This window comes from Anaerocolumna cellulosilytica, from assembly GCF_014218335.1.
Taxonomy (GTDB): Bacteria; Bacillota; Clostridia; order Lachnospirales; family Lachnospiraceae; genus Anaerocolumna; species Anaerocolumna cellulosilytica.
The window spans coordinates 4,252,438-4,278,792 of the sequence record NZ_AP023367.1; the positions used below are offsets into that span (position 1 = coordinate 4,252,438).

Consider the following 26,355-nt stretch of genomic DNA (forward strand, 5'->3'; position numbering starts at 1 on the left):
CTACACCGTTGCTTCTTTTATCAGGAGAGGCAGAAACAAGTGGAACATGAGAAAAATAGCACAGAAAGCGCAAGTAATGAAAATTATGATGAGTATACCGGAATCTGGACAGAAAATGGTATAAGCCATGACCTAATCATTTCTGCTGGCGGAACTGAATTTTCTGTAAACATTACAAATAAGAATGAGTTGAGACCGTTTCAAATTCAGTTTTATAGATATTTGGGAGCCTAAAATGAGAAACTCTATAAAACGAGTTTACAACGAAAATATAAACGCTCCCAAAATAAATATGAGTTTTTTAATGCTTACTTATTTTATAAGACCCATGAAAACACTGTCATGGTTGAACCTTTTCTTTGACAGTATTTCATGGCTTTTATTCTACGTAAGATTTTTAAAAAACAGCATATTGGTTAATAGTATCTAAGAATGAATTTACTATTGCATTAAAATCATTATCTTCAAATTTTATGTCATGTATCCACAAACTTTGTTTACAATTCCGAAATTATTTACTGTATCATCAAGTTCTACTGGGACGAATCTACCTGCTTGTTCCATTCTTTTAGCAGTTGTTACTGTGAAATATTTATACTCATTTAGTTTTGTTACTTTGCTTAACAGGATACCATAATTCAATATAACCAGATTCTTTGTCACCACCATATATCTCAAAATTTGCTCCAGCAACTCTTTCATAATTGGCAGTAGGTAGCCATTCTGAGTAGAATCTTTTTTGAAGATTTCTCAAAACTACATTGAAATCTTCATCCCACTTAAATTTTTCAGATGGAAATATCGCATATGTTTGTGAAGGTATATGTTGAATTTTATAACCGTCTGTTTTTGAGCTTTCAGAAATAAAGGCACATAACATATAAGGGAAAGTATTTCCTTCTGTTTTTCGGTAATTTTCAACGCCATGGATCTTACATAAATCCTGTTGAATAAATTTTGGCAAATCCCCTGATGCGTTAAATAAGCCTTCGTAATCACCGTTACGATGTGATTGTTTCCATAATTCGGCAGGGTTTACAAAACCAGCTTCTCCTGATAAAGATGCAACTATTTCAATTCCAAAAACATCAAAAGCTTCTTTTGTTTCAATTCTGTAATTCATTTCTTTCTCTCCTTTAATTGAAATTTGGAAGGAGATTTTGGAATAAGCTTTCAATTCTACACCTGATTGTTTAGCTTCATTCGGTGTAATACCGTGGATATTTGCAAACGCTCTGGAAAAAGAAATTGGCGAATCATATCCATATTTCACAGCTACATCAATTACTTTAGCATTAGAATTTTGTAATTCTAATGCCGCTTGTGTTAAGCGTCTTCTACGTATATATTCGGCTAATGGCACATCTGTAATAAAAGAGAACATTCGCTGAAAATTATAGGATGAACAACAAGCTTTTTGGGCTACTATTGAAAAATCAATATCCTCAGTTAGATTGTTTTCGATATAGTCAAGAGCCTCATTCATTTTCGTTAACCATTCCATATAATCCCCTCCTTTCAACTAAAGTATAGCATTATTGAATTTCTTATATAGCAACTTTTTATGCACAGTTTCGTTCTGTATAATATAAATATTTTACTTCAACTTCTGATTTATAATGAATTCATTATACTATATTGACGTTGTAATACCAACCATAATACTTGTCTATATTTTTAGTATTTTCAACTTACACCCTTTTTCGTATTCACTTACGGGACACATGTAGCAGGCATCGCTGCTGGCAACGGCAGAGCAAGCAACGGCAGATACCGGGGGGTTGCCTCACAAAGCGAATTAATAATTGTAAAACTTGGTACCTCCATTGGCGACTCCTTTCCCCGTACCACACAATTAATGCAGGGAATAGATTATTGCGTCAAGCGTGCCATTGAATTAAATATGCCCTTAGCCATCAACATTAGTTTTGGGAATAATTACGGTTCTCATAGTGGTAATTCCCTTCTTGAGAATTATATCAACGACATTGCAAACCGTTGGAAAATGAACATAGTAATTGGTACTGGTAACGAAGGATCTGCCGGTAAGCATACCGGAGGTATATTAAGCAATGCACCCGCTGCTCCCAGAGAAATTATTGAACTTGCAGTAGGGGAATATGAATTTACATTTAATTTACAAATCTGGAAAAATTTTTATGACCAATTTGAGATTGTGATTACATCCCCGGGAGGCACTCGTGTGGGACCAATTCCCGAACGACTTGGTACTCAAAGATTCCGTATCGGACCAACAGAAATATACCTTTATTACGGTGAACCCCTGCCCTATAATATACAGCAGGAAATATATATAGAATTTATTCCGGTAACAGATTATGTAGAATCGGGAATTTGGACGATAGAATTAGTTCCAAGAAATATTGTAGTAGGTAATTATGATATGTGGCTTCCCTCCGGTGGTGTATTAAATCCTCAGACTAACTTTTTAAGGCCAACCGAGCAGACTACTTTAACCATTCCTTCTACGGCAGAACGTGCTATCTCAGTTGGTGCCTATGACGCTTACAATGACAGTCTTGCCTTTTTTTCCGGCAGAGGCTTCCCCAGAAATGATTCTTCAATCAAGCCGGATTTAGTAGCTCCTGGTGTAAATATTACTTCTGCTTCCCCGGGCGGCGGGTATACCAGTCGCTCCGGCACCTCCATGGCTACCCCTTTTGTCACCGGAAGTGTAGCGCTTATGATGGAATGGGGTATTGTAAACGGGAATGACCCTTATATGTATGGCGAAAAAATGAAAGCGTATCTTATTGCAGGTGCCAGAAAACTTAGCTTTGAACAGGTCTATCCCAATCCTACCTTTGGCTTTGGCGCCTTGTGCTTAAGAGAGACTTTTCAGCTGACACAATAAAAAGCAAGCTGTGTACCAAATGGTAGTACCTTAACTCGTTTCTTGGTCTGTTAAAATCATTAAAATTGAGGTTTTTTGCATAAGATGATGATTCTCGATAAATTTTATGTATGATGCTCTATTCTAAGCGATATACAATATCTTCATGAATGAAACATCAAATTTTATTATATATTAACATAGAGTAGGTTGCATTTATATAGGAGGATAAAAAATGTGTACCGCAATAACACTCCAATCCAGACAACATGAGAATTTTTTCGGCAGAACCATGGATTTTTCTTACGATATTGAACCATATCTTTATGTAGTACCAAAGAATTACGCCTGGACAAATGTTATAACCATGAATACGATTCATGATTGTTACAGTTTTATGGGAATCGGTCAGGAGAGTCAAGGAATGCTAGGCTTTTTTGACGGAGTGAATGAACATGGTTTTGCAGCCGCAGCCTTATACTTTGCAGGTTATGCCAGTTATGATACTAATACAAATTGTAAGGAAAAAGAATATATTCCATCTCTTGATTTCCTTCATTATATGTTAGGTCAATGCGGCTCTGTTAAGGAGCTTGTAAAACGACTTCCAAATATATCAATTGTTGGTTTTCCTGACCCTGTAACCCAGATAGCAGCACCTCTGCATTGGATGGCAACCGATAAAAGTGGCGAATGTATTGTTGTAGAACAAACAGAAAACGGACTTCAATGTTTTCAAAATCCTATAGGTGTCATGGCTAATAGCCCGGACTTTCCATGGCATCTGACTAATCTTAGAAATTACATAGAACTTTCTCAAACCCAAACCGGGGAAGCCTGTTGGGGACAGTTCCCCCTAAGACCCTTTGGTCAGGCGGGCGGTACTATGCTGTTGCCCGGAGGCTACACTTCACCCGAACGTTTTGTCAGAACTGCTTACCAAAAAACTCATATCGAACTGCCGAAAAGCCGTTCCGAAACCATAGTCGCTTGTTTTCACCTTGTGGAATCGGTTTCTATTCCCAAAGGCTTGGTTATAACGGACAGAGGCACTTACGATTATACAAAATACACTGCCTTTGTGAATACCACTACCTGTGAATATTTTTTCAGAACTTATAACAAGAATCAGATTACCTCTGCAAGTCTTTGGGATTATTACAAACACAGCAAGGAATTAATTTGTCTGGGTAAAATAACGGAACCGGTAGCTTTTGAAAAAATGTAACCAACATATTTAAAAGAATCTGTTACAAAAGTAGGCTGAATACTGGAAAAAAGCCTTATGTTCCTTTAGATACTTCATTTTAGGAAACATAAGATTTTTCCAGTGTATGCTTCAGTTTAACAACATATTGCGTGAGAGTGTGAATCCTGTCCTCTGTTTATTCTTTCGTGTAAATCTCGCCAGCCCCACTGTTCTTCTTCATATATTTGTCCATTTCATCCGCTACCATTTTGGAATACTTAACTGCTTCCACAACTGTTTTTGCGCCTTGTACCACGTCTCCGGAAGCAAAGATGCCGGCTCTTGTTGTCTCTCCCTTACCATCCGTTACTACAAGCCCTCTTTCACTTACTTCAATTCCTGAGGTGGTGGTTATAATACGATTTCTTGGTCCTTGACTGATGGATATAATAACCGAATCCGCTTCTCTAAAGAAGGTTTCTTCATCCTCCCAGATTACATTTTCATACTCGTCTACCTTTATCTTACGGAAAACTACACCCTCATCGGTTATTTCAACGGCAGCAGTTTCGTATTCGAATTTTACACCCTCAATGGTTGCATATTCAACTTCTCTGGGACTGGCAGAGGCAACCGGAGTTCTTGAGAATACTGTAACATTAGAACTTCCTTTTCTGATTACAGTTCTTGCCACATCCATAGCTGAATTACCGGCACCTATAATAATTACATTTTTCCCCAAGTCATACACATCTGGATTTGTAAGATAATTTATGGCAAAGTGAACGTGTCCTAGGGTTTCACCTTTAATTCTTAGACTGTTAGGCTTCCAGACTCCGGTTCCGATGAATATGGATTTATATCCGTCCTTTATTAAATCATCAATAGTAATACTTAGTCCTATTACAGTATTAGGTCGTATTTTTATACCCATCTCCTTTAACTTAACCTTGTAGCGTTCTAATATTGTCTTGGGCAAACGAAAATCTGGTATACCATAGCGAAGTACCCCGCCTATTTTCTCTTTTCCTTCGAATATAGTAACATCATATCCTTTTGAAGCCAATAAAACAGCAATGGTTATTCCTGCCGGACCAGAGCCGATAATGGCAGATTTCATTCCATTTTTCTCTGGAATGTCTATCTTCATTCGGTCAAAATATGCATCAGATATGTAATTTTCAATACTGCTGATGTGCACCGGTGAACCCTTTTTATTTAAGATGCAATGACCTTCACACTGCTTATCATGGTCACAGATAAGAGAACATACAACGGATAAAGGATTGTTTTTAAATACTTCGTCTCCCGCTTCCAGCATCTCCCCTTTTAAAAAGAGCTCTATCATATGAGGAATGGGTGTTTCGATTGGACATCCGATTCGGCATTGGGGTTTTTTACAATTTAAACATCTTTTCGCTTCATTTACTACATGTATAGGCATTAAATTTCTCCTTTATCTGATATATTTATACGTATCAAAATAAGTGTGAAATGACCTTTATTTCACACTCTGATTAATAACAGTACCAAATCTGTAAGCAGATTTGGCATGCATGCATGGGAGCTAGTGAACTTATATCTTAAATTCAATTTAGTGAATTTATATATAAAGAAACTCTTGATTCTAGTTTAAATGCACAGAGCATAGAAAGCAACAGTTAAATTTAAGAAATATTTTACTTTCACTTATTATCATCGAATCATCTACCAAAACTTAAACCGGTCTTACCGGAATTGATATCTTAACTACAAATTCATTTGGATCAACCGCAGCAAGATAACTTAGCATATCATTTTCATAAGCATCACCATCTATCTGCATGTTTTTTTCAACAATATAATCTTTTAGCTTTTCATAGGATTTAGACAATTCTTTATAAGCACCTTTATGAATAACAACTGCATAAGTACCTTTTGTTTTAATCCGTAAACGGTTGCTTTTCACTTTGTGCTTTATTTTGTTGCTGTAATAATCCGGTTTATCATAAATACCCGTTATTAGGTTATCCAAACTAACGATAGCTCCCATAAGTAAATCACAGTCACTGCTTTGTTCATCACAATATTCGAAATGTTCACGTATCTTTTGCAGTTCTTCTTTATCATTGTCATACCCGGATATTTTAACAACGATAAAATACTCTTCTTCACACTCTTCTATGTAAGGAACACCATATAAAGAGCGTAATGCTTCTTCTGTCTTATCGATAGCGGATATTACTTTCTTCCGCATGCGGGTCATTTTTCTTATTTCATCTTTTAACCGCTGCTCTTTTTGTTTTAATATCGCAAGAAAATGATTGGGATTCTGATCCATTACGTAATCCTTTATTTCACTTAATGAAGTTCCTGCCTGCTTTAGTATAAAAATCATATCATATAAATAAAACTGTTTGATTGAATAATACCTGTAACCATTTGGTTTAACCAGTTCTGGTTTTAGGATTCCTATTTCATCATAATGAAACAGCGTATGCTTGGTAACACCGCATATCTCTGCAAATTCACTTGTTGTAAAATATTGCTTATTCATACTTGGCATTCTTGTACCTCTAGTAGCCTTCCGGCATTCCTTCTTACCTTTCGGCAAATATATACATTTTTTACTTTTTTATTAATTTTATATTCTCATTAATTCTTCATCTTGACTTTCGGGTTACACTATACTTTATAATGACATAGTTGTGCCATATAGTCAAGAGTAACCTTGAACGAATCATACTGGATTATGGTGCTGGCTAAATATATCTCTCTAACATAAAGAAATATTTTTGAAAAACTCGTTGCATTTTCAAATTTATCATTGGGGAGCCAGTGTGACAAAAAAATATAATTCTCACCCTGATTTTGGGCAAATGCTTTGGGAGCTAGTGTGAAAGAAAATTAACAATACGAAAGGATGCCACATATAAATCTTTCACACTTATTCATGGTGGCAGTACCGCAGTCGAACTGCGCTATACAATAGGTGTAAACTATGAGTAAATTACTACGTTACTTAAAACCACATAAAAAAATACTGGTAGGTGCTATCATATTTTTATTTTTTAATAATTTCAGTGCAATGTTTTTGCCAACACTGACAGCCAATCTCATCAATGTCGGCGTTGCCAACAGTGACATTGATTATATTTACCGCATAAGTATGCTTATGTTTATTGTTGCTGTTTTAGGCGGATTAAGTTCTATTATCTCTGCTATATTATCATCAAGAGTTACGGCTTCCTTTTCAAGAGATTTAAGAGAGGCCGTTTTTATAAAAGCACAGCAGTACTCCTTAAATGATTTTCAAACAATCGGCACAGCTTCTATGATAACCCGCTGTACGAATGATATTACCATTATACAAAGGTCGGGAATGATGTTTTTAAGGGTTATACTGCCGGCACCTGTTATGACAGTGGTTGGGCTTACCCTAGCCTTTAAAACCAATGCAAAAATGGCCTTTTTCTTTGTAGCTGTTATTGTAATTTTCGGAATTATGGCATATATTATAGGCCGTAAAGCAGTTCCTTTATTTCGGAAGATTCAGATGAGAATGGACCGGCTGACATATGTCTTACGTGAAGGAATTACCGGCGTTCGCGTTATTCGTGCCTTCAATCGGGAAGAATTTGAGAAACAAAGATTTAAGGATTCCTGTAAAGATTACAAAGATATCGCTGTTAAAACCAATAAAATATTTGCCATCCTAATCCCTTTTCTTTTCCTTATACTGGATTTAAGTGTTGCTTCTATCATTTGGTTTGGAGGTATCCAGGTATCAAATGGCTCAATGGAAATCGGCAGTATCTTTGCTCTAATTGAATACCTGACTATCATCTTATTTTGTAGTGTCATGGCAGTGATGGGATTTATGGAAATTCCCAGGGCATTAAGTAGTGCTTCAAGGATTAATGAAATACTTAACCTCACTCCTGAAATAAATGATCAGTCTGTAAACATTACAGAAAACACCCAAAAAGGAACGCTTGAATTCCGTGATGTTATGTTCCAGTATCCCAATGCAGAAGAACCTGTGTTAAGCCACATTACCTTTACTGCAAAACCCGGACAAACTACTGCAATTATTGGAGGTACTGGCTCTGGTAAATCAACAGTTGCAAATTTAATTCCCCATTTCTTTCATATTCAAAAAGGGGAAATTCTATTAAACGGTATTAACATAGCAGATTATCCTCAGAAATCCCTCCGAGATAAGATAGGCTTTATTCCTCAAAAAGCATTTTTATTTAGAGGTACGATTGAAAGCAATATCCGATTTGGAAAAGAGGATGCTACCATGGAAGAAATACAAGCCGCTGCTAAAACTGCTCAGGCTCATGAATTTATTCTGGGCTTAGAGGATGGTTATAAGTCTTATGTTGCCCAATCAGGTTCTAACCTCTCCGGCGGACAAAAACAAAGGGTCGCTATTGCTCGGGCACTGCTTAAAAAACCTGAGGTTTATGTATTTGACGACAGCTTCTCCGCCCTTGATTTTAAAACAGATGCTATGTTAAGAAAAGCACTACGTAACGAAGTAAAAGAAGCTGCTGTCGTGATTGTAGCTCAGCGAATCAGTACAATTTTAGACGCAGACCAGATTATTGTTTTAGATGAAGGTAAAATGGCAGGTATGGGCCGTCATGAAGAACTCATGAAAACCTGTACTATATATCAGCAGATAGCTGCTACTCAATTAAGTGAAGACGAATTGTCCAAAAAGGAGGACAAGGATTATGAAAAAAAATAAGAAAGGGACTATTATACGATTATGTTCCTATTTTCATGGATTAGGGGTTAAGATGTTATTTATCTTTATCACTTCCATATTAAGTTCGGTTTTTTTTATTGCTACACCGATATTTTTGGGAAAAGCACTGGACCAGCTTGCAGACGGTATCAAAACTGCTGTGACCCTGGGTACACGTTTTCATGTAAACATCGAAACGATGGGTGGTATTTTCCTAATTCTCATCACCCTTTATGTACTTAGCTTTCTTTGTAATTATATAGCAAGTTATCTGATGTCTTTCATTTCAGAAAGTGTAACCTTGAATATGCGTACAGCACTAAGCGACAAGCTTCACAAACTCCCACTGCGCTTTTATGACTCGACAGAACGTGGCGATATTTTAAGCCGTGCAACTAATGATATAGAAAAAGTTGCAGATTCTTTGCGAGAAGGTTTTAACCGGTTAATTGGTTGTACTGTTACCATTATAGGTGCAGTCATAATGATGTTAGCTATCAGCCCCTCCTTATTTTTGATTGCGTTTTTGACCATAGGTACCGCAACCATTGTAACCATAATGATAGCAAAAAAATCCAGGCGATATTTTTTAAACTACCAGACTTCCCTGGGTGAATTAAATGCCAATATTGAAGAGGCTTTTACCGGTCAGTTAGTTATCAAAGCCTTTAATCATGAAGAAAATGCCATCGATAATTTCAGAAAAATCAACCAGGAATTGTACAAACACAGCAACTACTCCCAAATAGCTCAATTTGTTGTGGCACCTTCCGTTCGTTTTATAAACAATATAGGTTATATCGCGATTGCAGTTATGAGCGTGTTTTCAATTATACAAGGGAGACTTTCCATTGGTGCTGTACAGGCATTTATACAGTATACAGACAAAGCCTCCGAACCGGTTATAGAATGTTCCCAGATCATTAGCTCCATGCAATCAGCTGTGGCTGCTTCACAACGTTTCTTTGAAATTATGGATGAATTAGATGAGGTACCGGATTCTGTTCAAACAGAGGTTCTTCCATCCGTTCAAGGTAATGTATGCTTTGAACATGTAAGATTCGGGTACAGTGACGACCATATCTTAATGAAGGATGTAACCATTCAGGTACAAGCCGGCGACCGGATAGCAATTGTTGGACCTACCGGTGCTGGTAAGACAACTCTAGTCAATCTGCTCATGCGTTTTTATGATATACAAGGCGGCAGAATAACTATTGATGGAATTGACATAAAAGATATGTCCCGCAGAGAACTTCGGAGTAAATTCGGTATGGTTCTACAGGATACCTGGTTATTTAGCGGCAGTATAGGGGAAAACATTGCATACAGTAATTTTAATGTTAGCAAAGAAGAAATTATTGCAGCAGCTAAATCAGCGCGAGCCGACCATTTTGTCAGAACACTACCTGATGGCTATAATACACTGCTTTCAGAAGATGGTTCTAATATCTCCGGGGGGCAGAAACAATTATTAACTATAGCAAGAGCTATTTTAGCTGACCCTTCCATTCTAATATTGGATGAAGCGACTTCTAGTGTGGACACCCGTACTGAGGTTGAAATTCAAAAAGCAATGAACAACCTGATGAAAGGGCGAACCAGCTTTATTATAGCACATAAATTGTCCACTATCCGGGATGCTGATTTAATTCTTGTTATGCAGCAGGGTACGATTATAGAACAAGGCACCCATAACGAACTGCTGGGGCAAAAAGGGTTTTACGAAAAATTATATAACAGCCAATTTGCAAGATAACCATTCTTTTTTTTAGAGTGGATTGGTATTTTAATAACTTACACTAAGTATAAATATAAGCAGTAAAAGCTTAATGACGTATTTTGTATACACAAAAAGTCATTAAGCTTTTCTAAATTTTGGCTATTCCGTATAACTTTATAGCATTGGTTTTTTATATTCTATTCATATTCGTTGCTTGACTCATATTTGTTAAAACTGGTCAATTACCAAAACTGCCTCTAATTCCGGCGTTCCTTCTGCCAAACCAATTGCATATATGGAATATAGAGTATCTTCTTCTAAATCTAAATCAGAGACTGTAAGTGCTACAACATCGGTTCCTGCTACTCGCACCTCTAAAGTATAATCTCCGGGAGAAACTTCAATATACTGAGTCATTTGCTTATAGGATACATCCGGTAATAAAACAGTGCCATCCTGAAGCGTTATATCAACTGCCGGAGCATCCGGTGATAAGTGTACAAATCTAACCTTGGCATTACCGCTACTCGGATTCGTCATATTGTCAGGAATAGATAAAAGTCCTAAATCCTCCAAAGTTCCCACTGCTGCTATAGTAGCCATGGTATCATCTGTTACCATGAACATATTACTTACTAATGGATTATCTCTTGTTCCTGCTTCATAAAGGGTTATTCTATAATTATTATTAGGAACAGGTAAATACTCTGTATACTCTCCATAAGTCAAATCTCTGACCAAAAGTGTATCATTGGCATAGACATCCACATTAGGAGCATCCGCAACGGCATGAAAAACTCTTAGATTTCCCGTTCGGTTTTGCAAATAACTCATCTTGGGATAACTGGTATATCTGGTATAGTAATGCATGAATCGACCTCATAATATTGTTCATTCTACAATATATGTAGTGATTGTGTTTTTGTTCAAAGAATAACTGACTCTCTCCTCTTATCTTAAGAACACAAACTTAAAATATATCTATCTAAGAAAAAAACCAGAGGCATAGTAATATTCTTCTGCATTACTTTTCGTCAGCATGTGTATTTCTCCCGTAAGCGCAAGACTTTTACCGCTTATTTTATATTGATATAATTTCTCTTGACTCATAATATAAAGGTCATCACCCTCTATGTTCATTTGTAGAATGGGGTGTTCTAGATTTATAGTGTTCATCGTTTCTTTTTTTGTGTTATAAAAAGTGAGTTGATTCCCTTCAAAAGTAACTAAATTGCAATGGGCTATAACTAAAAATTCGTTGTATGGAATAATATCTGATGGGTAAGCCGTTTTCAAATCAATATCTTTAACAGTCAGATTCTTAGTGGAAATAGCACTTATTAAGGTACCAGGTTGATCATATTGATTCATAGGACTGGAGAAGTATACGACATCCCCGACCAACGCCGTTTTGTAATGACTGCTTCCACTCTTACTGATATTAATAGTCTTAAGTACATTTAACTCCATGTCTAAAAGGTACAGAAATGAAACTAATGAGTTCTCTTCTCTTTTCGTCCCAAATGCCAGAAGCTTATCGCCTGCGAGTTCAAGCTTACTAATATAAATATCTATAAAAGCTTTTTCAATAACTTCCTGACTTTGTTTATGACAACGATTGATGTATGAATTTCCGTTATAGGTGTTACATGTAAAAATGTAATCGGCATTTGCTGAAAGACTATTCATCGCCAACTGATCTATAGTATATTCCTTTGTGTCACCATTTGTTAAATCTAGTTCCAAAACCATCTTAAGGTCTTTTTCATTAGCTAATCCCTGAGGAATGGTATACAGTTTATCTTCGAATATTATAGGATTATAAAATATATTTCCCATACTTCCAAAAGGTAATTCTTGTGTATATACTTTTTGAAGCTCCTGATTATAATATGTTATAACACTGTCATTATCCTGGCCTGTCGTTTCTATAATGCCAAATTTGTAATCTCCTGCAAACTTCTCTGTGTTTCTTTTACAGCCTGTCAGGAAGCCAATGACAAGTATGAAAAGGAGGGTTAATCTAATCCATACCATATTTCTTCTCCTTCCTATTATTTTTATGTTAACTTAAAAGGATTCGGTAAAAGATTAGACCATCTACACCTTAATCCTTAAACGGCTGTTACATATTCTTTGATAATGCTTTAGAATCATGTAACAGCCAGGTAATATAAGTAAATAATTTGTTTTAATTATATATAGTTACTCTGTACTATTTCTTATAAATTGTACGGGTACTAGCGGATTGCACTAATTCTATGGGATGAATTGCAGTAAGGAATGAACTGGTGTCAAGATTTATCCCGTAATTGTCTAAATATGCGGCATAAACCAGCTGGGAACAATAGAACTTAGATCTGGTGTTCTTATCCAGGTAATTAAAATTATAAGGTTTGCCGATTTGTTTGTAGCTCCAATTAGCAGCTGCAGTGTCCTGTGCTGCTGTGGTACCGATAACCGTTACACCATAACAGGAATTCCTGGTAGTATTCCAATCGTTTGGACCGGTTGTTACACCTTTCGATAAGGCTTCCACGACTGTAGATGATGTCCAGATAATTGCAGCATGTCCTGTAGGAATAATCCCTTTTAATTTGTCCTCGGTCACCAGAATAACACCGCTTCTGGTGGGATATGTGCCGGTAGATGACTGCGTACTTTTACTTAATGTTCCATAAGCAGAAGTATGTTTACTGTCAGCATATACTTTTTGACTCCTTGCACTCTCAAACTGCTTATCAAGCTCTTCCTGAGTAAATATTTCCTCCGGATTCTTGTAGTAAGAAGCTGCGGAAGTAATTGCTTGTACAGAAAATACTAAAGATAATGCAGTTACTGCTATAACTGCTTTTTTGATGATTTGCTTTTTCACTTGTTCCCCTCCTATTATATTGAATTATTTATATCTACTTACATTACCCTCTAATTGACTGCATCCCATTAATTGTAAATACTTTATCATGATATACATATTTTGTAAACAATTACTTGTATCTATATGTAAAAAAAATATGTTTACAGAATATTATTGTATGCCCTCTTCATGAATATACTATAGAAAATATATGTTAATACCTCATTAATAAAATGTAAATATTTGTTATTTTGTACAAAAAAATACCCGGCAAACTACCTATTTGTTTGCCGAGTAAGTAAATTACTTAATACATTTATTTCAAACTATTGTTAATAATATCTTTTGCTTTCGTGTCATCATTTGATACACTAAAAACTACATAATTCCCTTTTTTTATTATAACAGCTTTATCCAATTTTTTAAGTTCTTCGGGTACATAATCCTGAAATGATGTTTTCTGATTTTCAACTCTGGTTTCAAAAGCCTCTTCTACTATTTTTACAGAATTACTGTCTTTACAACCTATAACAGCTATTTCCTCTGCCGTGGCCCCACTGCTGACATAAATACTGTAATCTGTTATTTCTGCTTCTTCCACCTCATATATATTTTTAGCCGTATCTAAATCTATTTCTGAAAGTTCATCTTCATAAGTTATTTCTGTCACTAAATTTGTACCAAGTTGTTTCACATCAACAGCTACATTTTCATTTTTTTTACAACCTGAACTTGTTATAACTATTATACCCATTAACATAATACCAGACAATAATTTTACAAATTTTTTACAACGTTTCATTTTATTTTCCTCCTCTAATTGTTTTTTATTCTTTTATTTAATCGTATTTTTCATTAAGAACTCTTTTAAAATCAGACAGTATTGCTTATTTAAGTGGATTCCATCCTTAGATGCATCTGCATATAAACTTCCGTCTTTATCTGTTAATACCTCATTGACATCCAGATAATATATTTTTTTGTCTTCCGCCATCTTTTTTATTAACTTGTTCCGACTGTTTATAATCTTATTTGTATAGATTTTATCTGCATCCGATTTTTCTTTGGTAACGTGGATAATACTTTCTATTACTATTTTTGCTTTGGGTTGTATCTGTTGTATATCATCAATTAATTTGCTATATTTTTCTATAAAGATAGAATCATATACCCATCCCAATTCATTTACTCCTAGCATGATATAGATTTTACCAAATGTTTTTCCTTTTAGTGCTTCCAGAATAGTTACATTTTTTCCCTTCTGCTTAATGGGCGTCTTTTCGTAAATATTATTGACATCTATACCTTTATCGGCAAAGAATGTTGCATTGTTTAGACCGGAATACATCTCAAATCCAGCTGTCCTTGAATCGCCGATAAAGAGCACATCATCAAAATATGACTCATCCGCTTCATAAAATTCTGTGCCTGTATCCTCTCCTACAACCTCTTCTTTATTGTCTTCGTCTTTGCCATCTTCTCCTTTTTCATCTTCCCCTTTGCCGTCTTTCCCTTTGCCGTCTTTCCCTTTGCCGTCTTCTTCCTTGTTGGTACTCTCAGTCTCTTTATCTACATCTCCCTGAGGACTATTTTTCCCGGTATCTAAAGGATCTTCTCCATTTCCGCTTTCCTGATTCGGTTCATACTCTAAAGTAGGTTCTTTAGCGGCATTTTCATCTATATGATTCTCAATACCCGGTATACCACTTGGTCCAGGCGAAGTGTTCTGATTTCCTTTCTTTGACATCCAATACATTCCGCCTAAGATTATAGCAGCCATTAGAAGCAGCATACCTACAGCAATTATTATTCGCCTGCGAAGTTCTCTGCGCCGTCTTCGTTTTTTCCATACTCGTCTTCTTATCTTCATATCCATAATAGAAGTTCCCTGTCTCTTTCTTACTGTTTGTTTATACGATATACATTATTATCTGACATGAAGGTATCAAAGTTATATAACACTAAAACCTCATTGATTTTATTATCCTGTATCAAGGTGTGAATGGCTCCTGTATAATATCTTAAATCCACTACATATATTTCATCAAAATGATAGGTCAGGTATGGAATAAAACTATTTGCATAAGAATCTTTTATCACCAGAAGTTTTTTCTCTACCTTATCAGATGCCTTAGCTTCTTTTGAACGTATAATTGTTAATGGATTATTTCCATATAAAAACATACTATATTTATCATGAGTCTCTGCTTTTTCTATATCATATAAAGAAGATTTCTGTTCCTTGTCTATTATCATAGTTTCAATTGGTATCTCATAATAGGTTATGGTGTCGGGAGCAATTCCCTTACCCTTATACTTTGAGTAATAAGTACCGTAAAAATCCGGTATCTCGATGGATTTTAACTCCTGTTTTGTAATAGGTTTAAGTCCTCTTGCTCTGCAATATGCCTCGTAGCCGTAATATGCCCCAAGAGTGGTCCAATGATGATCCGTGCGGTAATAAATATATTCATTCCTATGCTCGTTTAGCGTTTTAAACATATCAATGCTGTCAAGATCCATATCTATTATTTCTGCATAGAAGGCGTTCATTGCTTCTTCCTGATTAAAATTTGGCATAATCTCAGGAACCTCCTGACTCAGAACTGCATAAGAATTAGGGACAAGTGCAATTTGAACTGGTATATCTATCTGTCTGGTAAACTTTATTAGCTCCTGCTTGTTTTTCTCAAACTGCTTATTTATTGTAATCTGTTTATCAAACAAGTATCCGTTCTTCCCCTTTATAATACCATTGTTCTCTGATTTACCAATAGCTGCCTCTGAGGCTGCCTTAAGATTAACCCATTCATTCCTGAATGGAAACTGTTCATTCAAATAGGTTTCATACTCCGTTTCAAAACTGGTATCTAATATCTTTTTTAAAGTCAGTTGTGGTTTTGCAGTTAGATATCGGTTTTCTAGAACAGAAAATTCTGTATCTTTTTTTATTATTCCTAGAAGCATGACCCCAAACACAAAAAAGGAGAATATACCTATAAATGGATATTTTATTAATTTTTTCATCATTGGATTCCCTTCTTCAAAATTCCATGTACTAAATCACGCTTGTTCTAAAATCTAAAATATAAGAATGGATTGTAGGAAGCATCCACCAAATATGCCACTGACAATAACAGAATCAGCGTCAATATAATGTTTGCTATACAACCTTTTTTGTGTTTTTCAAACCATCTTCGAAACACAGGCATCGATAAAAATATACCCATGCTTATAATTGCCAGGTAGTTCTTAAGATAATACAGGAAAAGCTTCCCTCCTGCCTCAATCTGAAAGGAAAAGGCACTTCTCATAAACTGACCCAATTCATTAAAATCAGTAATAGCAAAAATCATCCAACCGATACACACTAGTAAGAGCGTATAAACTCTGGATATAACTGCACTCTTATCCAACCATTTTTTTAAAAATAGCTTTTCTATGAGCAAAAGTATAAAGAAATATATTCCCCAAAGTATAAAGTTCCAACTGGCTCCGTGCCATAAACCAGTAATACTCCATACAAGAAATAAATTTATAAAAGTACATAACCTTCCCTTGCGGCTGCCCCCAAGAGGTATATAAATATAATCTCTAAACCAACTGCTTAAGGTTATATGCCAGCGTCTCCAGAATTCAGTGATAGATTTTGATATATAAGGATAGTTAAAATTTATAGGAAATTGAAAGCCCATCATTTTACCAAGACCGATGGCCATTAATGAATATCCGCTAAAATCAAAATAAATCTGTAAGGTATACGCAATGATACCAAGCCATGCCAAGGGCATAGATAGATTGGAATAACCTAAACTCCCAAGCTCCTCCCAAAGCTTACCAACATTATTTGCGATTAAAACCTTTGCTCCAAGTCCCAGAACAAATATTTTTAAACCCTCCTCAATTTGTTCAAGGGTACTGCTTCTGCTCTTTAATTCTGCTGCTATATCTTTATAAACCACAATTGGCCCGGCAATAAGCTGTGGAAATAAGGACAAGTATACTCCCAGATTAATAAAGGAGCCTTCTGCCTTGATATCCCTTCTATACACATCTATGACATAGGAAATAATCTGAAAAGTATAAAAGCTGATTCCCAAAGGGAGGGTAATATCTAAAGTAGTCATGTCCAGATGCAGCACTTGGTTTATATTTTCTATTATAAAATTGGCATACTTAAAAAGCAGCAGTGTCCCAACATTATAAAGCAGCGATAGTAGAAATACCGCTTTCCTTTTTTTCAAATGATTCTTTATTTTACTGTCATCATAATGTTCTATTAATCTTCCGCTGATATAATTTATGCTGATAGAAGTAAAGATTAAAACCAGAAATCTTGGCTCACCCCATCCATAAAAGATTATGCTCGCGATGAACAAAAAAGAATTTCTCCATTTAACCGGTAATATATAATAAATTAAGAAGAATATAGGCATAAATTGAAATAGAAATAATAAACTGCTAAATAACATGTATTTTCTCCTTTTGTCACTTCTAAACGACAAGAAATACTATATCATATTCCCGGTTTCCAATGGTTACTTTTATATTAATTGTTATTACGTTAATTTTAATTATTTATAAAGATTGCTAAGTATTTGTTAACAAATTATCATACAGTAAATTTATGATAATTATGGCTTGTTTTTGCAAATTAATTACCATATACTTGTTATAACGGATTGATACAATCATCCGTCCGTATATTGTTTTTATACGTGTACAAGTGCGTGCAATCAAGTTTGCACTCGAGCACAGATGGGAGCCAATATGAAAAAATATGTTGTAATTAGTGGAGCCTCCAGAGGTTTAGGCTTTTATCTGGCACAAAAATATTTAGAAGACGGTCACATTGTTTTTGCCGGTGCCAGAGAAGAATATCCTATAAAATTAATCGAATTAAAAAAGACTTATCCGAATTCTCTTATTTTGCTGCAAATGGACGTTACTGATACCACATCCATAGAAAATGCTACTAGAAAAACATTGGAATTTACTGATAAAATTGACGTTCTAATTAATAATGCGGGAATTCATAGTGAATCCTCTTTTGAAGTTTTAGAAAAAACCAATCTGGATGACTGTCTTTCCGTATATGATGTAAATAGTATAGGCCCACTCCGAACGGTAAAGGCATTTTTACCTTTGCTCCGAAATGGTTCTCACTCCAAGGTAATAAACATATCCTCAGAAAGCGGAAGTATCGGTTCATGCCAAAGAGAAAAGGAATTTGACTACTGTATGTCTAAGGCTGCTTTAAATATGGGCAGTAAGTTGTTATTCAATTATTTAAAAAAGGATGCTATTGGGGTACTTGCAATACAACCCGGCTGGATGCGTACCGATATGGGCGGTCAAAAGGCAGATTTAGACCCCTATGAAACTGCCTGTAAACTGGTAAGTCTTTTTAACCGTATAGAAGACATAAATCATCCTATCTTCATTGATAATGAGGGCAATTCCCTGCGTTGGTAATCCGAAAGGGCTCTCATTGCTTGCCTACCCCCTGTCAGTATGTAATATTGTTCACAAAACAAACACCCCGGCTGTACATTTCTTGTCCTTTAGACAATATGCTGTTTTTTAGACAAATCTCCAACACTTTTTTTACACTTACTATGGACTCAACAGTTCTTACCGACTCTTCATTTATCCTAGTATCACACTGTTCCTTATCATGAAAAACTATAATTTATCACCCCTTTTTTTTGCTTTTTAGCATAGTTATTTTTTGTTATTTACATTTTTTTCTGCTTTTATTTTACTCCTAATCCTCCCCCCCTATATTCCTCTCACTCCATCCTCTAGCACTTTCTTTTCTATTGGCTGCTCCTTCCATATCTTGTTTCCACTTATAAGAGCTTCCACCTCTTCCCCTATTTTCCAACCTTTCCAGTAATCATACATAGCTTCAGATGCATATGTATTATACAATGAGTTTATGAAAATGAGACAACTAATAACCCCAATTTAAGGAGGTACTTATGAAAAGATTACAAAAAGCGGGTGTTGTTATAGCGGCTGCTTTCTTATCCATTACACTGAGCTCACAATCAGCGATGGCAGCAAGCTATACAATCCAGCCTAAGGACTCTCTATATAAGATAAGTGTCTTATTTAAAACCACAGTGAGTACGCTTAAAAAAAACAATAACCTAAAATCCAACAACATTAAACCCGGACAAAAATTAAAGCTTAATGCAAAAACTTATACGGTAAAAAAAGGGGATACCTTAAACAAAATTGCCAAAAAACATAAGATAACCTTAGCAAATTTAAAGAAAGCAAACAACAAAAAAAGTAATTTGATAAAACCCGGTCAGAAGCTTCTTTTGCCGGGAATAAAGACTTCCGCCAAAACTACTACTACTGCTTCAACCATGTCATTGCAATCAACTGCTGCTCAGAGTAAGGCAGCTACGACTTCTACCTCGGCAGCTACGACTTCTACCTCGGCAGCTAAGACTTCTGCCTCTTCAAATGATGTTATATCTTATACCTCAGCAGAACTTGACCTGTTGGCAAGATTGATAACTGCAGAAGCCACTGGACAGCCTTATAATGCCATGGTGGGAATAGGTGGTGTAGTCGTTAACCGAGTTCAGAGCAAGGAATGGCCCGATTCAATCAGTAAGGTAATCAATCATATAGCCGGAGGCTATTATCAGTTTACACCAGTTAAAAATGGATATATTAAAAAACCTGCTTCTGCTATATCCATTAAAGCTGCAAAAGCTGCCCTAAAAGGCAGTGACCCGTCAAACGGTGCCATGTTCTATTTTGATGACAGCTCCACCAATGACTGGCTATGGTCAAAACCCATAACCGCAAGATACGGTGCAATGGTCTTTGTGAAGTAAACATCTATAATCTAGCGTTTTTATAATAATGGTTTTTAATATTATAGAAATGTATATAGGTAAAGAGGCTGTTACAAGTTTAAGCTAACTTATGTTTTTGAAAGAATTCCAGATTTAATCTTTCAAAGTTAAGTTTTACTTAAAACAGTAACAGCCTTTTTATATTTATAGAAGTTTTAATATGGGATTCGTTAAATAGTACCTGTTGTATTTTAATAGGTAAAGTGGGGTTGCTATTGTAATTATAAATACTTAGATACTGCCTACTAAATCAATTCCCGGAGTTAGGGTTTTTTCACCTGGTTTCCATCTGGCTGGGCATACCTGATCACCATGTTCTGCAACAAATTGTGCAGCCTGTACTTTTCGGAATAATTCTTCAGCATTTCTGCCGATATTTCCGGCGGTTATTTCATAAGCTACAATCTTTCCTTCCGGGTTAACAATAAAGCTTCCCCGTTCAGACAGACCGACTTCCTCAATCATGACTTCAAAATCCCTTGCCAGTGCTCCGGTTGGATCTGCAAGCATAGGATATTGAATCTTTTGTATCGTTTTAGAAGCATCATGCCATGCTTTGTGTACAAAATGAGTATCACAGGATACGGAATACACTTCACAGCCTGCTTTTTTAAAATCAACATATTTTTCAGCCAAATCTTCTAATTCTGTAGGGCATACAAAAGTAAAATCAGCCGGGTAAAAGAAAAATACGGACCATTTTCCGAGAATACTGTCTTTTGTTATTTCTTTAAAATCTTTTTCCACATAAGCTTGTACTCTAAAATCTTTTACTTCTTTTCCTATTAATGACATAGATTCCTCCTTAACTTTCTCTTTTTAGAAAGGTAATTACGATATGCCTTGAAAATTATCTATCTCTTAACATTGAAAGCCTGAAAGCCAGGATATTTTGCCGCAGCACCTAATTCCTCCTCGATTCTTAACAGCTGATTGTATTTTGCAACACGTTCACTTCTGCTTGGTGCACCAGTTTTAATCTGGCAGGTATTAAGTGCAACGGCCAAATCAGCAATGGTCGTATCCTCAGTTTCACCAGAACGGTGAGAGGATATTGCTGTATAGCCTGCTTTATGGGCCAGTTTTATTGCATCTAGAGTTTCGGATACAGATCCAATCTGGTTTAACTTAATTAATATGGAATTGCCGCAGCCAAGTTCAATTCCTTTTTTAAGACGTTCTGTATTAGTTACAAATAAATCATCTCCAACCAACTGAACCTTATCTCCTAATTCTTTTGTTAGCAGCTTCCAGCCATCCCAGTCTTCCTCATCCAAAGCATCCTCGATGGAGTAGATAGGGTATTTTTCACACAGGTTCTTCCAATGAGCGATTAATTCCTGTGAAGTATATTCTTTTCCGCTTTTCGGTAATATATACTCGCCTACAGTCTTTCCCTTCCATTCACTGGATGCCGCATCCATAGCAAGTACAAAATCTTTTCCCGGTTCATAACCGACTTTTTTAACTGCCTCTAAAATCAGTTCAATCGCTTCTTCATCACTGGACAAATCCGGTGCAAATCCGCCTTCATCACCAACAGAGGTAGCAAGACCCTTGTCCTTTAAAATCTTAGCCAGTCCATGGAATACCTCCGTACACTGACGAAGCCCTTCTTTAAAGCTTTTTGCTCCTACGGGCATTATCATAAATTCCTGCACATCTACTGTATTGGCAGCATGAGCTCCACCATTTAATATATTCATCATAGGTACCGGCAGTACATTACCGGAGGAGCCTCCTAAAAATTTATAAAGGGGAAGCTTTAAAGCTGTTGCTGCTGCTCTTGCTGCTGCTATAGAAACTGCAAGTATTGCATTAGCACCAAGATTTGACTTGTCTTTTGTTCCGTCCAGAGCAATCATGGCAGCATCTATTTCATAAATATCCCCGGCGTTCTTACCCTTTAGGGCTGTATTGATTTTATCATTGATATTGGTAACCGCTTTTAAGACCCCTTTGCCTCCAAAGCGTTCTCTATCACCGTCTCTTAATTCCAGTGCTTCAAATATTCCTGTGGAAGCACCGCTTGGAGCCGCACCCCTTCCCACAGTTCCATCTGTCAAAATGACTTCTGCTTCTACCGTCGGATTACCTCTGGAATCAATAATCTCTCTACCAAGTACTTTTTTTATCTCTAAATAACTCATGCAAATAGCTCCTCTCTTGTTATCTTCCGTAACCATATAAACATAAATTAACATTTTCTAACTTATGGATAAAGACCGTTAATAAAGTTATTTTCATTAACTTAGTTAAAGCATATCACACATTGTTAAATATTTCAATATTAATATTGATAATCAATATCATTAATGTGCGGTATTATAATACTATTGTCATTCAAATAGACTATCCACTAAACATATTTGTTTGCAATAGCTTACCAACGGCCATTCATTTATTTTATTTAACAATAATTTTCTTAATGATAAAACTATTGCTGTAATAATCAATAATTTCTTCCTCTTTTAGTCGTTTTAGTTCACGTATCATTGCACTTCTATTGACGCATAAAAATTCTGCCATCTCTTTCCGGTTTAAGGGAGAGCGGACTGTCGTCTTATTGCTTTTCTCCATTAAAAGAGCCAGATAGGTTAATATACGGTCTCTTAACGATTTTTTTGATATAATCTCTATCTTCTCCATAAACATCCTATTTTTACCTGCAAGCAGATTAATCAGATTATCAATGACTTGCTTATGACTGCTGCATTCCTTTCGACAGGACTTTAACAGCTTATCATAATGAATAAATAGTATACTGCTTTCGGTTGCAGCTTTATAATTTACAGTACAGTTTCCTGCCATAGGACGGATGAACACCTCTCCAAAAGTATTAGTTTCCTTGATTTCCGTGTAAAAGTACTTATTTCCATAGTAGTCTACCTTTTCCATAAATACCCGCCCCTCTAAGATAAGTCCAACAAAATCAATGGTGTTGCCGGCAAGTATAATGTACTCATCCTTTTTATAATACCTGCCATATGCCTCCATACATTTTAATAAAACCGGTATGTCGGATTCACTTACTTTTTCAAAGAGGGGATGTGCTGCTATATTTTCATAATACACTCGTAAGCTCCATCCTTTCCTTATTCCTATTTGGAGTATAACATACCATTAGATAAATATTAATAGACTATGAAAAATTTATGAATAAAAGTTGCTATAGCAACTCATTTTTAGCACACTTCTGATACAATCAATAATGTTGTCTAAAAAGCAGGTTCTATTTAGTACAACACGGACACTTATTATTAACATCTTTTAGGAGGTTTCTTTATGGAAGCAATAAATATATTTAAGGATTTAGCAATCATTATTATCTCAGCGAAATGCTTTGGGATTCTAGCTAGAAAATTAAAAGCTCCCCAAGTGGTCGGTGAAATTATTGCCGGGCTTATAATTGGCCCAAGTATCCTTGGGATTGTGAACCAAAGCGATTTTTTAATACAAATGGCTGAAATAGGTGTTATCCTATTAATGTTTATGGCCGGTCTTGAAACAGATTTACAAGACTTAATAAAAACTGGTCCAAAAGCTTTACTCATAGCCTGTATGGGTGTTTTCATCCCCCTTATCGGCGGCTATTTTTTATACAGCGGCTTTTACGGAGTCTCGCCTATTGGTTCAGAAGATTTTTATAAGGCCGTTTTTATAGGTGTTATTCTGACCGCTACTTCCGTTAGCATTACTGTTCAAACCTTAAGAGAGCTTGGCAAGTTAAAAGGTACAATAGGTACTACCATTCTAAGTGCAGCAATAATTGATGATGTAATTGGTATCATTGTACTTACCTTTGTTATCGGCTTTAAAAATCCAAATGTAAATCCTATGAGTGTTATAATCAACACCGTTTTGTTCTTCCTCTTCTGTGGTGTAGTCGGATTTTTACTCTATCTTCTGTTCAGAGAACTGGATAAAAAGTATTCCAGAAAACGAAGAATTCCAATCTTTGGACTGGTATTGTGTCTTTCCTTGGCGTATATTGCTGAGAAATATTTTGGAATCGCAGATATTACCGGTGCTTACATTGCCGGAATTATACTTTGCAGTATTCAGGACTCTACCTACATAGCTGAAAAAATGGATGTCAGTTCTTACATGATTTTCGGTCCCATATTTTTTGCTAGTATAGGCCTAAAAACTTCTTTTGAAGGAATTTCAACAGAGCTACTCTTCTTCTCCTTTGGATTTGTGGCAGTAGGATTGTTAACTAAGATTATTGGATGTGGTATTACCTCACGCTTATTAAAATTCAATAAGTTAGACTCCCTAAGAATTGGTATCGGGATGATGACCCGTGGAGAAGTTGCACTGATAGTTGCTCAAAAAGGCTTGTCCGTTGGACTTTTAAGCCCTATTTATTTCACTTCGGTTATACTTCTTATAATTGTTTCTTCAATCATTACCCCTATTACAATGAAATTATTATACCGACGAAATTCTCAGGCCACTGAAGTTTAACAATACATTAGACTGGTGCATGGGTGGAACTATCCATTACACCAGTCCTCGTGATATTTTTTATATTCTGGCACTCATAAGACTACTCGATGCGTATCTTTTTAGTCCTTTATAAAATATAAGTCCAGCCAGACTACATATGGCAGCCGTAAAACCCAGAACCCCAAGCAGTAAATCCAGCCTGAAGCGTACCATAAGCCTAACCGGCAGATACACTGCAAACCCGGTAGGAATTACCGTATATAACAATAACCGCACAATTCCTTTAAATATTCCGTCTGGATACGTAGAGACAGAAACCATGACATTCATTAAATTATTGCTTAGAATATCTGCCCTAACAAGCCAAAAGGACAGGCTGCCAGTAATTACCGCAAAGGCAGTAAGTATAATGCCTCCGGTAATAGTAAATAAAGTAAAGAAGCATAAATTACGTATAGAGAAATTAAAAACCACCAGAATAATATATCCATATATTACATCTCCAATAGCAGAGGTACTGGTTGCTGAGGTTATTACCCCTAATAAAACACTCTTTGGCTGCACTAAGAATGCATCCAGTTTTCCATTTATTATCAAATCCGGCAGTTCAAAGGCTTTTCTAAAAAAAATGTGTGCTATACCAAAGGTACTTGCTCCAAAGCCCCACAGGGTCATTACTTCATCAAAAGCATAGCCCCCCACATTATTTTTCAGACGGAATAAAATAAGCCATTGTACAATAAAGGTGCTGTTATTTAATATCATAAAGAATATATTGGTTACAAATGTAGTTCGGTTGGTCATTTCCCGCATAATATTATATTTTACGGATAATAAAATAACTTTTAACTGATTTCTAGCCTCCATTAACATTTACTTTCTTCACCCCTCTCTGATAAAAAAAAGCCAACAGACAGACCAAGCCAACCAAGTAGGCTGTCTGGGCAGTTAACACCTTAAAAAGTTTCTCTATAGAAAAGTCAATTACCAGCTTGGCAGGCCCATAGGTTACTACAAAAATTGGTGAAATTCGGATAATGGGCTGCAACCAGAAAGGAAATATTTCAACCGGAAACAATGTTCCTACAACAATAATCAACTTATTATATATCCAATGAAAAGGACCGGAATCTTCTATCCAAAAGGAGAAGATACTGATAAGCAGCCTTATCAGACTGTTGATTAGTATTCCTAAAAAGAAGACCGGGATATAGAAAGGTAAATACATCCAGTTAAACCCTGGTAAACCACCCAGAAATAAAACTCCAACAACTGCGCCTGCTATTAAAAATAAAAAAAACTGAAAGGTTATTTCTCCAAAGTGTTTTGCAATAACAAAATACATATAGTTATAGGGTTTATTCATACCATAGGCAATGGTTCCGCTCTTTATATCCTGGCTTACCTGGTTTGTCAAGGTAGAGGTTCTAGTACCAAACCATAACGTTTCGGTTATAATAACATACCAAATCATTTGTGTTCTGCTATAACCGCTGATTAGCTGTGTGGAATCTGCATATATGTAATTCCACAAATTAACAAAAATAAAAAGCATTACAAAGAAACTAATAAAACCTAATACTATATTCATAATGTATTGTAACTTTTCCAATAAGGTTGCTTTATAGATATACAAATATTTCCTCAAACCCATCCTCCTT

The 26,355-nt window shown here is 35.8% G+C and carries 23 protein-coding genes; 8 read left to right on the plus strand and 15 right to left on the minus strand.

The genetic code is table 11. The annotated features are described in order from the left end of the window. The first annotated feature begins 39 nt into the window (after positions 1–39). Positions 40–234, plus strand: a complete 195-nt coding sequence (locus acsn021_RS17620) for a hypothetical protein (protein ID WP_184092342.1) — start codon at positions 40–42, stop codon at positions 232–234. Positions 235–598: 364 nt separating this feature from the next. Here the strand turns inward: acsn021_RS17620 and acsn021_RS17625 are convergent, their stop codons facing one another. Then, entirely contained in the window at positions 599–1,504 is a 906-nt protein-coding gene (locus acsn021_RS17625; RefSeq protein WP_184092343.1) for an AraC family transcriptional regulator, read from the minus strand. A gap of 231 nt (positions 1,505–1,735) precedes the next feature. Here acsn021_RS17625 and acsn021_RS17630 point away from each other — a divergent pair, with 231 nt between their 5' ends. Next, positions 1,736–2,875 (plus strand): S8 family peptidase, encoded by a 1,140-nt coding sequence (locus acsn021_RS17630; protein ID WP_184092423.1) that lies wholly within the window; start codon positions 1,736–1,738, stop codon positions 2,873–2,875. Positions 2,876–3,089: 214 nt separating this feature from the next. Continuing rightward, a complete protein-coding gene (locus acsn021_RS17635; RefSeq protein WP_184092344.1) occupies positions 3,090–4,082 on the plus strand; it encodes a linear amide C-N hydrolase in 993 nt (330 codons plus the stop codon). A 157-nt stretch (positions 4,083–4,239) separates the two neighbouring features. On the opposite strand, the gene acsn021_RS17640 is transcribed toward acsn021_RS17635, so the two are convergent. Both acsn021_RS17640 and acsn021_RS17645 read right to left on the minus strand, forming a co-directional pair. Next, complete coding sequence (locus tag acsn021_RS17640) at positions 4,240–5,487, minus strand: NAD(P)-dependent oxidoreductase (protein WP_184092345.1); 1,248 nt, start codon at positions 5,485–5,487, stop codon at positions 4,240–4,242. 273 nt (positions 5,488–5,760) lie between these two features. Further along, the gene (locus acsn021_RS17645; protein WP_184092346.1) at positions 5,761–6,588 is read right to left on the minus strand and encodes a MerR family transcriptional regulator; all 828 of its coding nucleotides are present in this window, start codon (positions 6,586–6,588) and stop codon (positions 5,761–5,763) included. A 435-nt stretch (positions 6,589–7,023) separates the two neighbouring features. Here acsn021_RS17645 and acsn021_RS17650 point away from each other — a divergent pair, with 435 nt between their 5' ends. Then, the gene (locus tag acsn021_RS17650; protein ID WP_184092347.1) at positions 7,024–8,781 is read left to right on the plus strand and encodes an ABC transporter ATP-binding protein; all 1,758 of its coding nucleotides are present in this window, start codon (positions 7,024–7,026) and stop codon (positions 8,779–8,781) included. Continuing rightward, positions 8,768–10,540 (plus strand): ABC transporter ATP-binding protein, encoded by a 1,773-nt coding sequence (locus tag acsn021_RS17655; protein WP_184092348.1) that lies wholly within the window; start codon positions 8,768–8,770, stop codon positions 10,538–10,540. The genes acsn021_RS17650 and acsn021_RS17655 overlap by 14 nt, the downstream gene beginning before the upstream one ends. Positions 10,541–10,732: 192 nt before the next feature. Here acsn021_RS17655 and acsn021_RS17660 read toward each other — a convergent pair whose 3' ends face one another. The 7 genes from acsn021_RS17660 to acsn021_RS17690 all read right to left on the minus strand — a co-directional run bounded on the left by acsn021_RS17660 (position 10,733) and on the right by acsn021_RS17690 (position 17,833). Beyond that, positions 10,733–11,374, minus strand: coding sequence for a DUF4397 domain-containing protein (locus acsn021_RS17660; RefSeq protein WP_184092349.1), 642 nt, complete (start codon positions 11,372–11,374; stop codon positions 10,733–10,735). 111 nt (positions 11,375–11,485) lie between these two features. Next, positions 11,486–12,541 (minus strand): hypothetical protein, encoded by a 1,056-nt coding sequence (locus acsn021_RS17665; RefSeq protein WP_184092350.1) that lies wholly within the window; start codon positions 12,539–12,541, stop codon positions 11,486–11,488. Positions 12,542–12,719: 178 nt separating this feature from the next. Beyond that, positions 12,720–13,379: a YiiX/YebB-like N1pC/P60 family cysteine hydrolase gene (locus acsn021_RS17670; protein WP_243182304.1), complete on the minus strand. Its 660-nt coding sequence runs from the start codon at positions 13,377–13,379 to the stop codon at positions 12,720–12,722. A gap of 298 nt (positions 13,380–13,677) precedes the next feature. Then, positions 13,678–14,163, minus strand: coding sequence for a DUF4358 domain-containing protein (locus acsn021_RS17675; RefSeq protein WP_184092351.1), 486 nt, complete (start codon positions 14,161–14,163; stop codon positions 13,678–13,680). 33 nt (positions 14,164–14,196) lie between these two features. Continuing rightward, positions 14,197–15,237 (minus strand): GDSL-type esterase/lipase family protein, encoded by a 1,041-nt coding sequence (locus tag acsn021_RS17680; protein WP_184092352.1) that lies wholly within the window; start codon positions 15,235–15,237, stop codon positions 14,197–14,199. Between the two features lie 23 nt (positions 15,238–15,260). Then, entirely contained in the window at positions 15,261–16,391 is a 1,131-nt protein-coding gene (locus acsn021_RS17685) for a DHHW family protein (RefSeq protein ID WP_184092353.1), read from the minus strand. A gap of 44 nt (positions 16,392–16,435) precedes the next feature. Beyond that, the gene (locus acsn021_RS17690) at positions 16,436–17,833 is read right to left on the minus strand and encodes an MBOAT family O-acyltransferase (RefSeq protein WP_184092354.1); all 1,398 of its coding nucleotides are present in this window, start codon (positions 17,831–17,833) and stop codon (positions 16,436–16,438) included. 298 nt (positions 17,834–18,131) lie between these two features. Here acsn021_RS17690 and acsn021_RS17695 point away from each other — a divergent pair, with 298 nt between their 5' ends. Continuing rightward, complete coding sequence (locus tag acsn021_RS17695; protein WP_184092355.1) at positions 18,132–18,836, plus strand: SDR family NAD(P)-dependent oxidoreductase; 705 nt, start codon at positions 18,132–18,134, stop codon at positions 18,834–18,836. A 509-nt stretch (positions 18,837–19,345) separates the two neighbouring features. After that, a complete protein-coding gene (locus tag acsn021_RS17700; RefSeq protein ID WP_184092356.1) occupies positions 19,346–20,221 on the plus strand; it encodes a LysM peptidoglycan-binding domain-containing protein in 876 nt (291 codons plus the stop codon). A 252-nt stretch (positions 20,222–20,473) separates the two neighbouring features. Here acsn021_RS17700 and ahpC read toward each other — a convergent pair whose 3' ends face one another. From ahpC to acsn021_RS17715, 3 genes are all read right to left on the minus strand, one after another. After that, positions 20,474–21,037: an alkyl hydroperoxide reductase subunit C gene (gene ahpC / locus acsn021_RS17705; RefSeq protein ID WP_184092357.1), complete on the minus strand. Its 564-nt coding sequence runs from the start codon at positions 21,035–21,037 to the stop codon at positions 20,474–20,476. Between the two features lie 59 nt (positions 21,038–21,096). Further along, positions 21,097–22,392 carry a phosphopyruvate hydratase gene (gene eno / locus acsn021_RS17710; RefSeq protein WP_184092358.1) on the minus strand — a complete coding sequence of 432 codons (1,296 nt, stop codon included), beginning with the start codon at positions 22,390–22,392 and terminating at the stop codon, positions 21,097–21,099. A gap of 256 nt (positions 22,393–22,648) precedes the next feature. After that, positions 22,649–23,317 carry a Crp/Fnr family transcriptional regulator gene (locus acsn021_RS17715; protein WP_184092359.1) on the minus strand — a complete coding sequence of 223 codons (669 nt, stop codon included), beginning with the start codon at positions 23,315–23,317 and terminating at the stop codon, positions 22,649–22,651. A 210-nt stretch (positions 23,318–23,527) separates the two neighbouring features. Here acsn021_RS17715 and acsn021_RS17720 point away from each other — a divergent pair, with 210 nt between their 5' ends. Continuing rightward, positions 23,528–24,712 carry a cation:proton antiporter gene (locus acsn021_RS17720; protein WP_184092360.1) on the plus strand — a complete coding sequence of 395 codons (1,185 nt, stop codon included), beginning with the start codon at positions 23,528–23,530 and terminating at the stop codon, positions 24,710–24,712. 60 nt (positions 24,713–24,772) lie between these two features. On the opposite strand, the gene acsn021_RS17725 is transcribed toward acsn021_RS17720, so the two are convergent. Then, entirely contained in the window at positions 24,773–25,567 is a 795-nt protein-coding gene (locus acsn021_RS17725) for an ABC transporter permease (RefSeq protein ID WP_184092361.1), read from the minus strand. After that, positions 25,551–26,342, minus strand: coding sequence for an ABC transporter permease (locus tag acsn021_RS17730; protein ID WP_184092362.1), 792 nt, complete (start codon positions 26,340–26,342; stop codon positions 25,551–25,553). Before acsn021_RS17730 ends, acsn021_RS17725 begins: the two co-directional genes overlap by 17 nt. Positions 26,343–26,355: the final 13 nt, after the last annotated feature.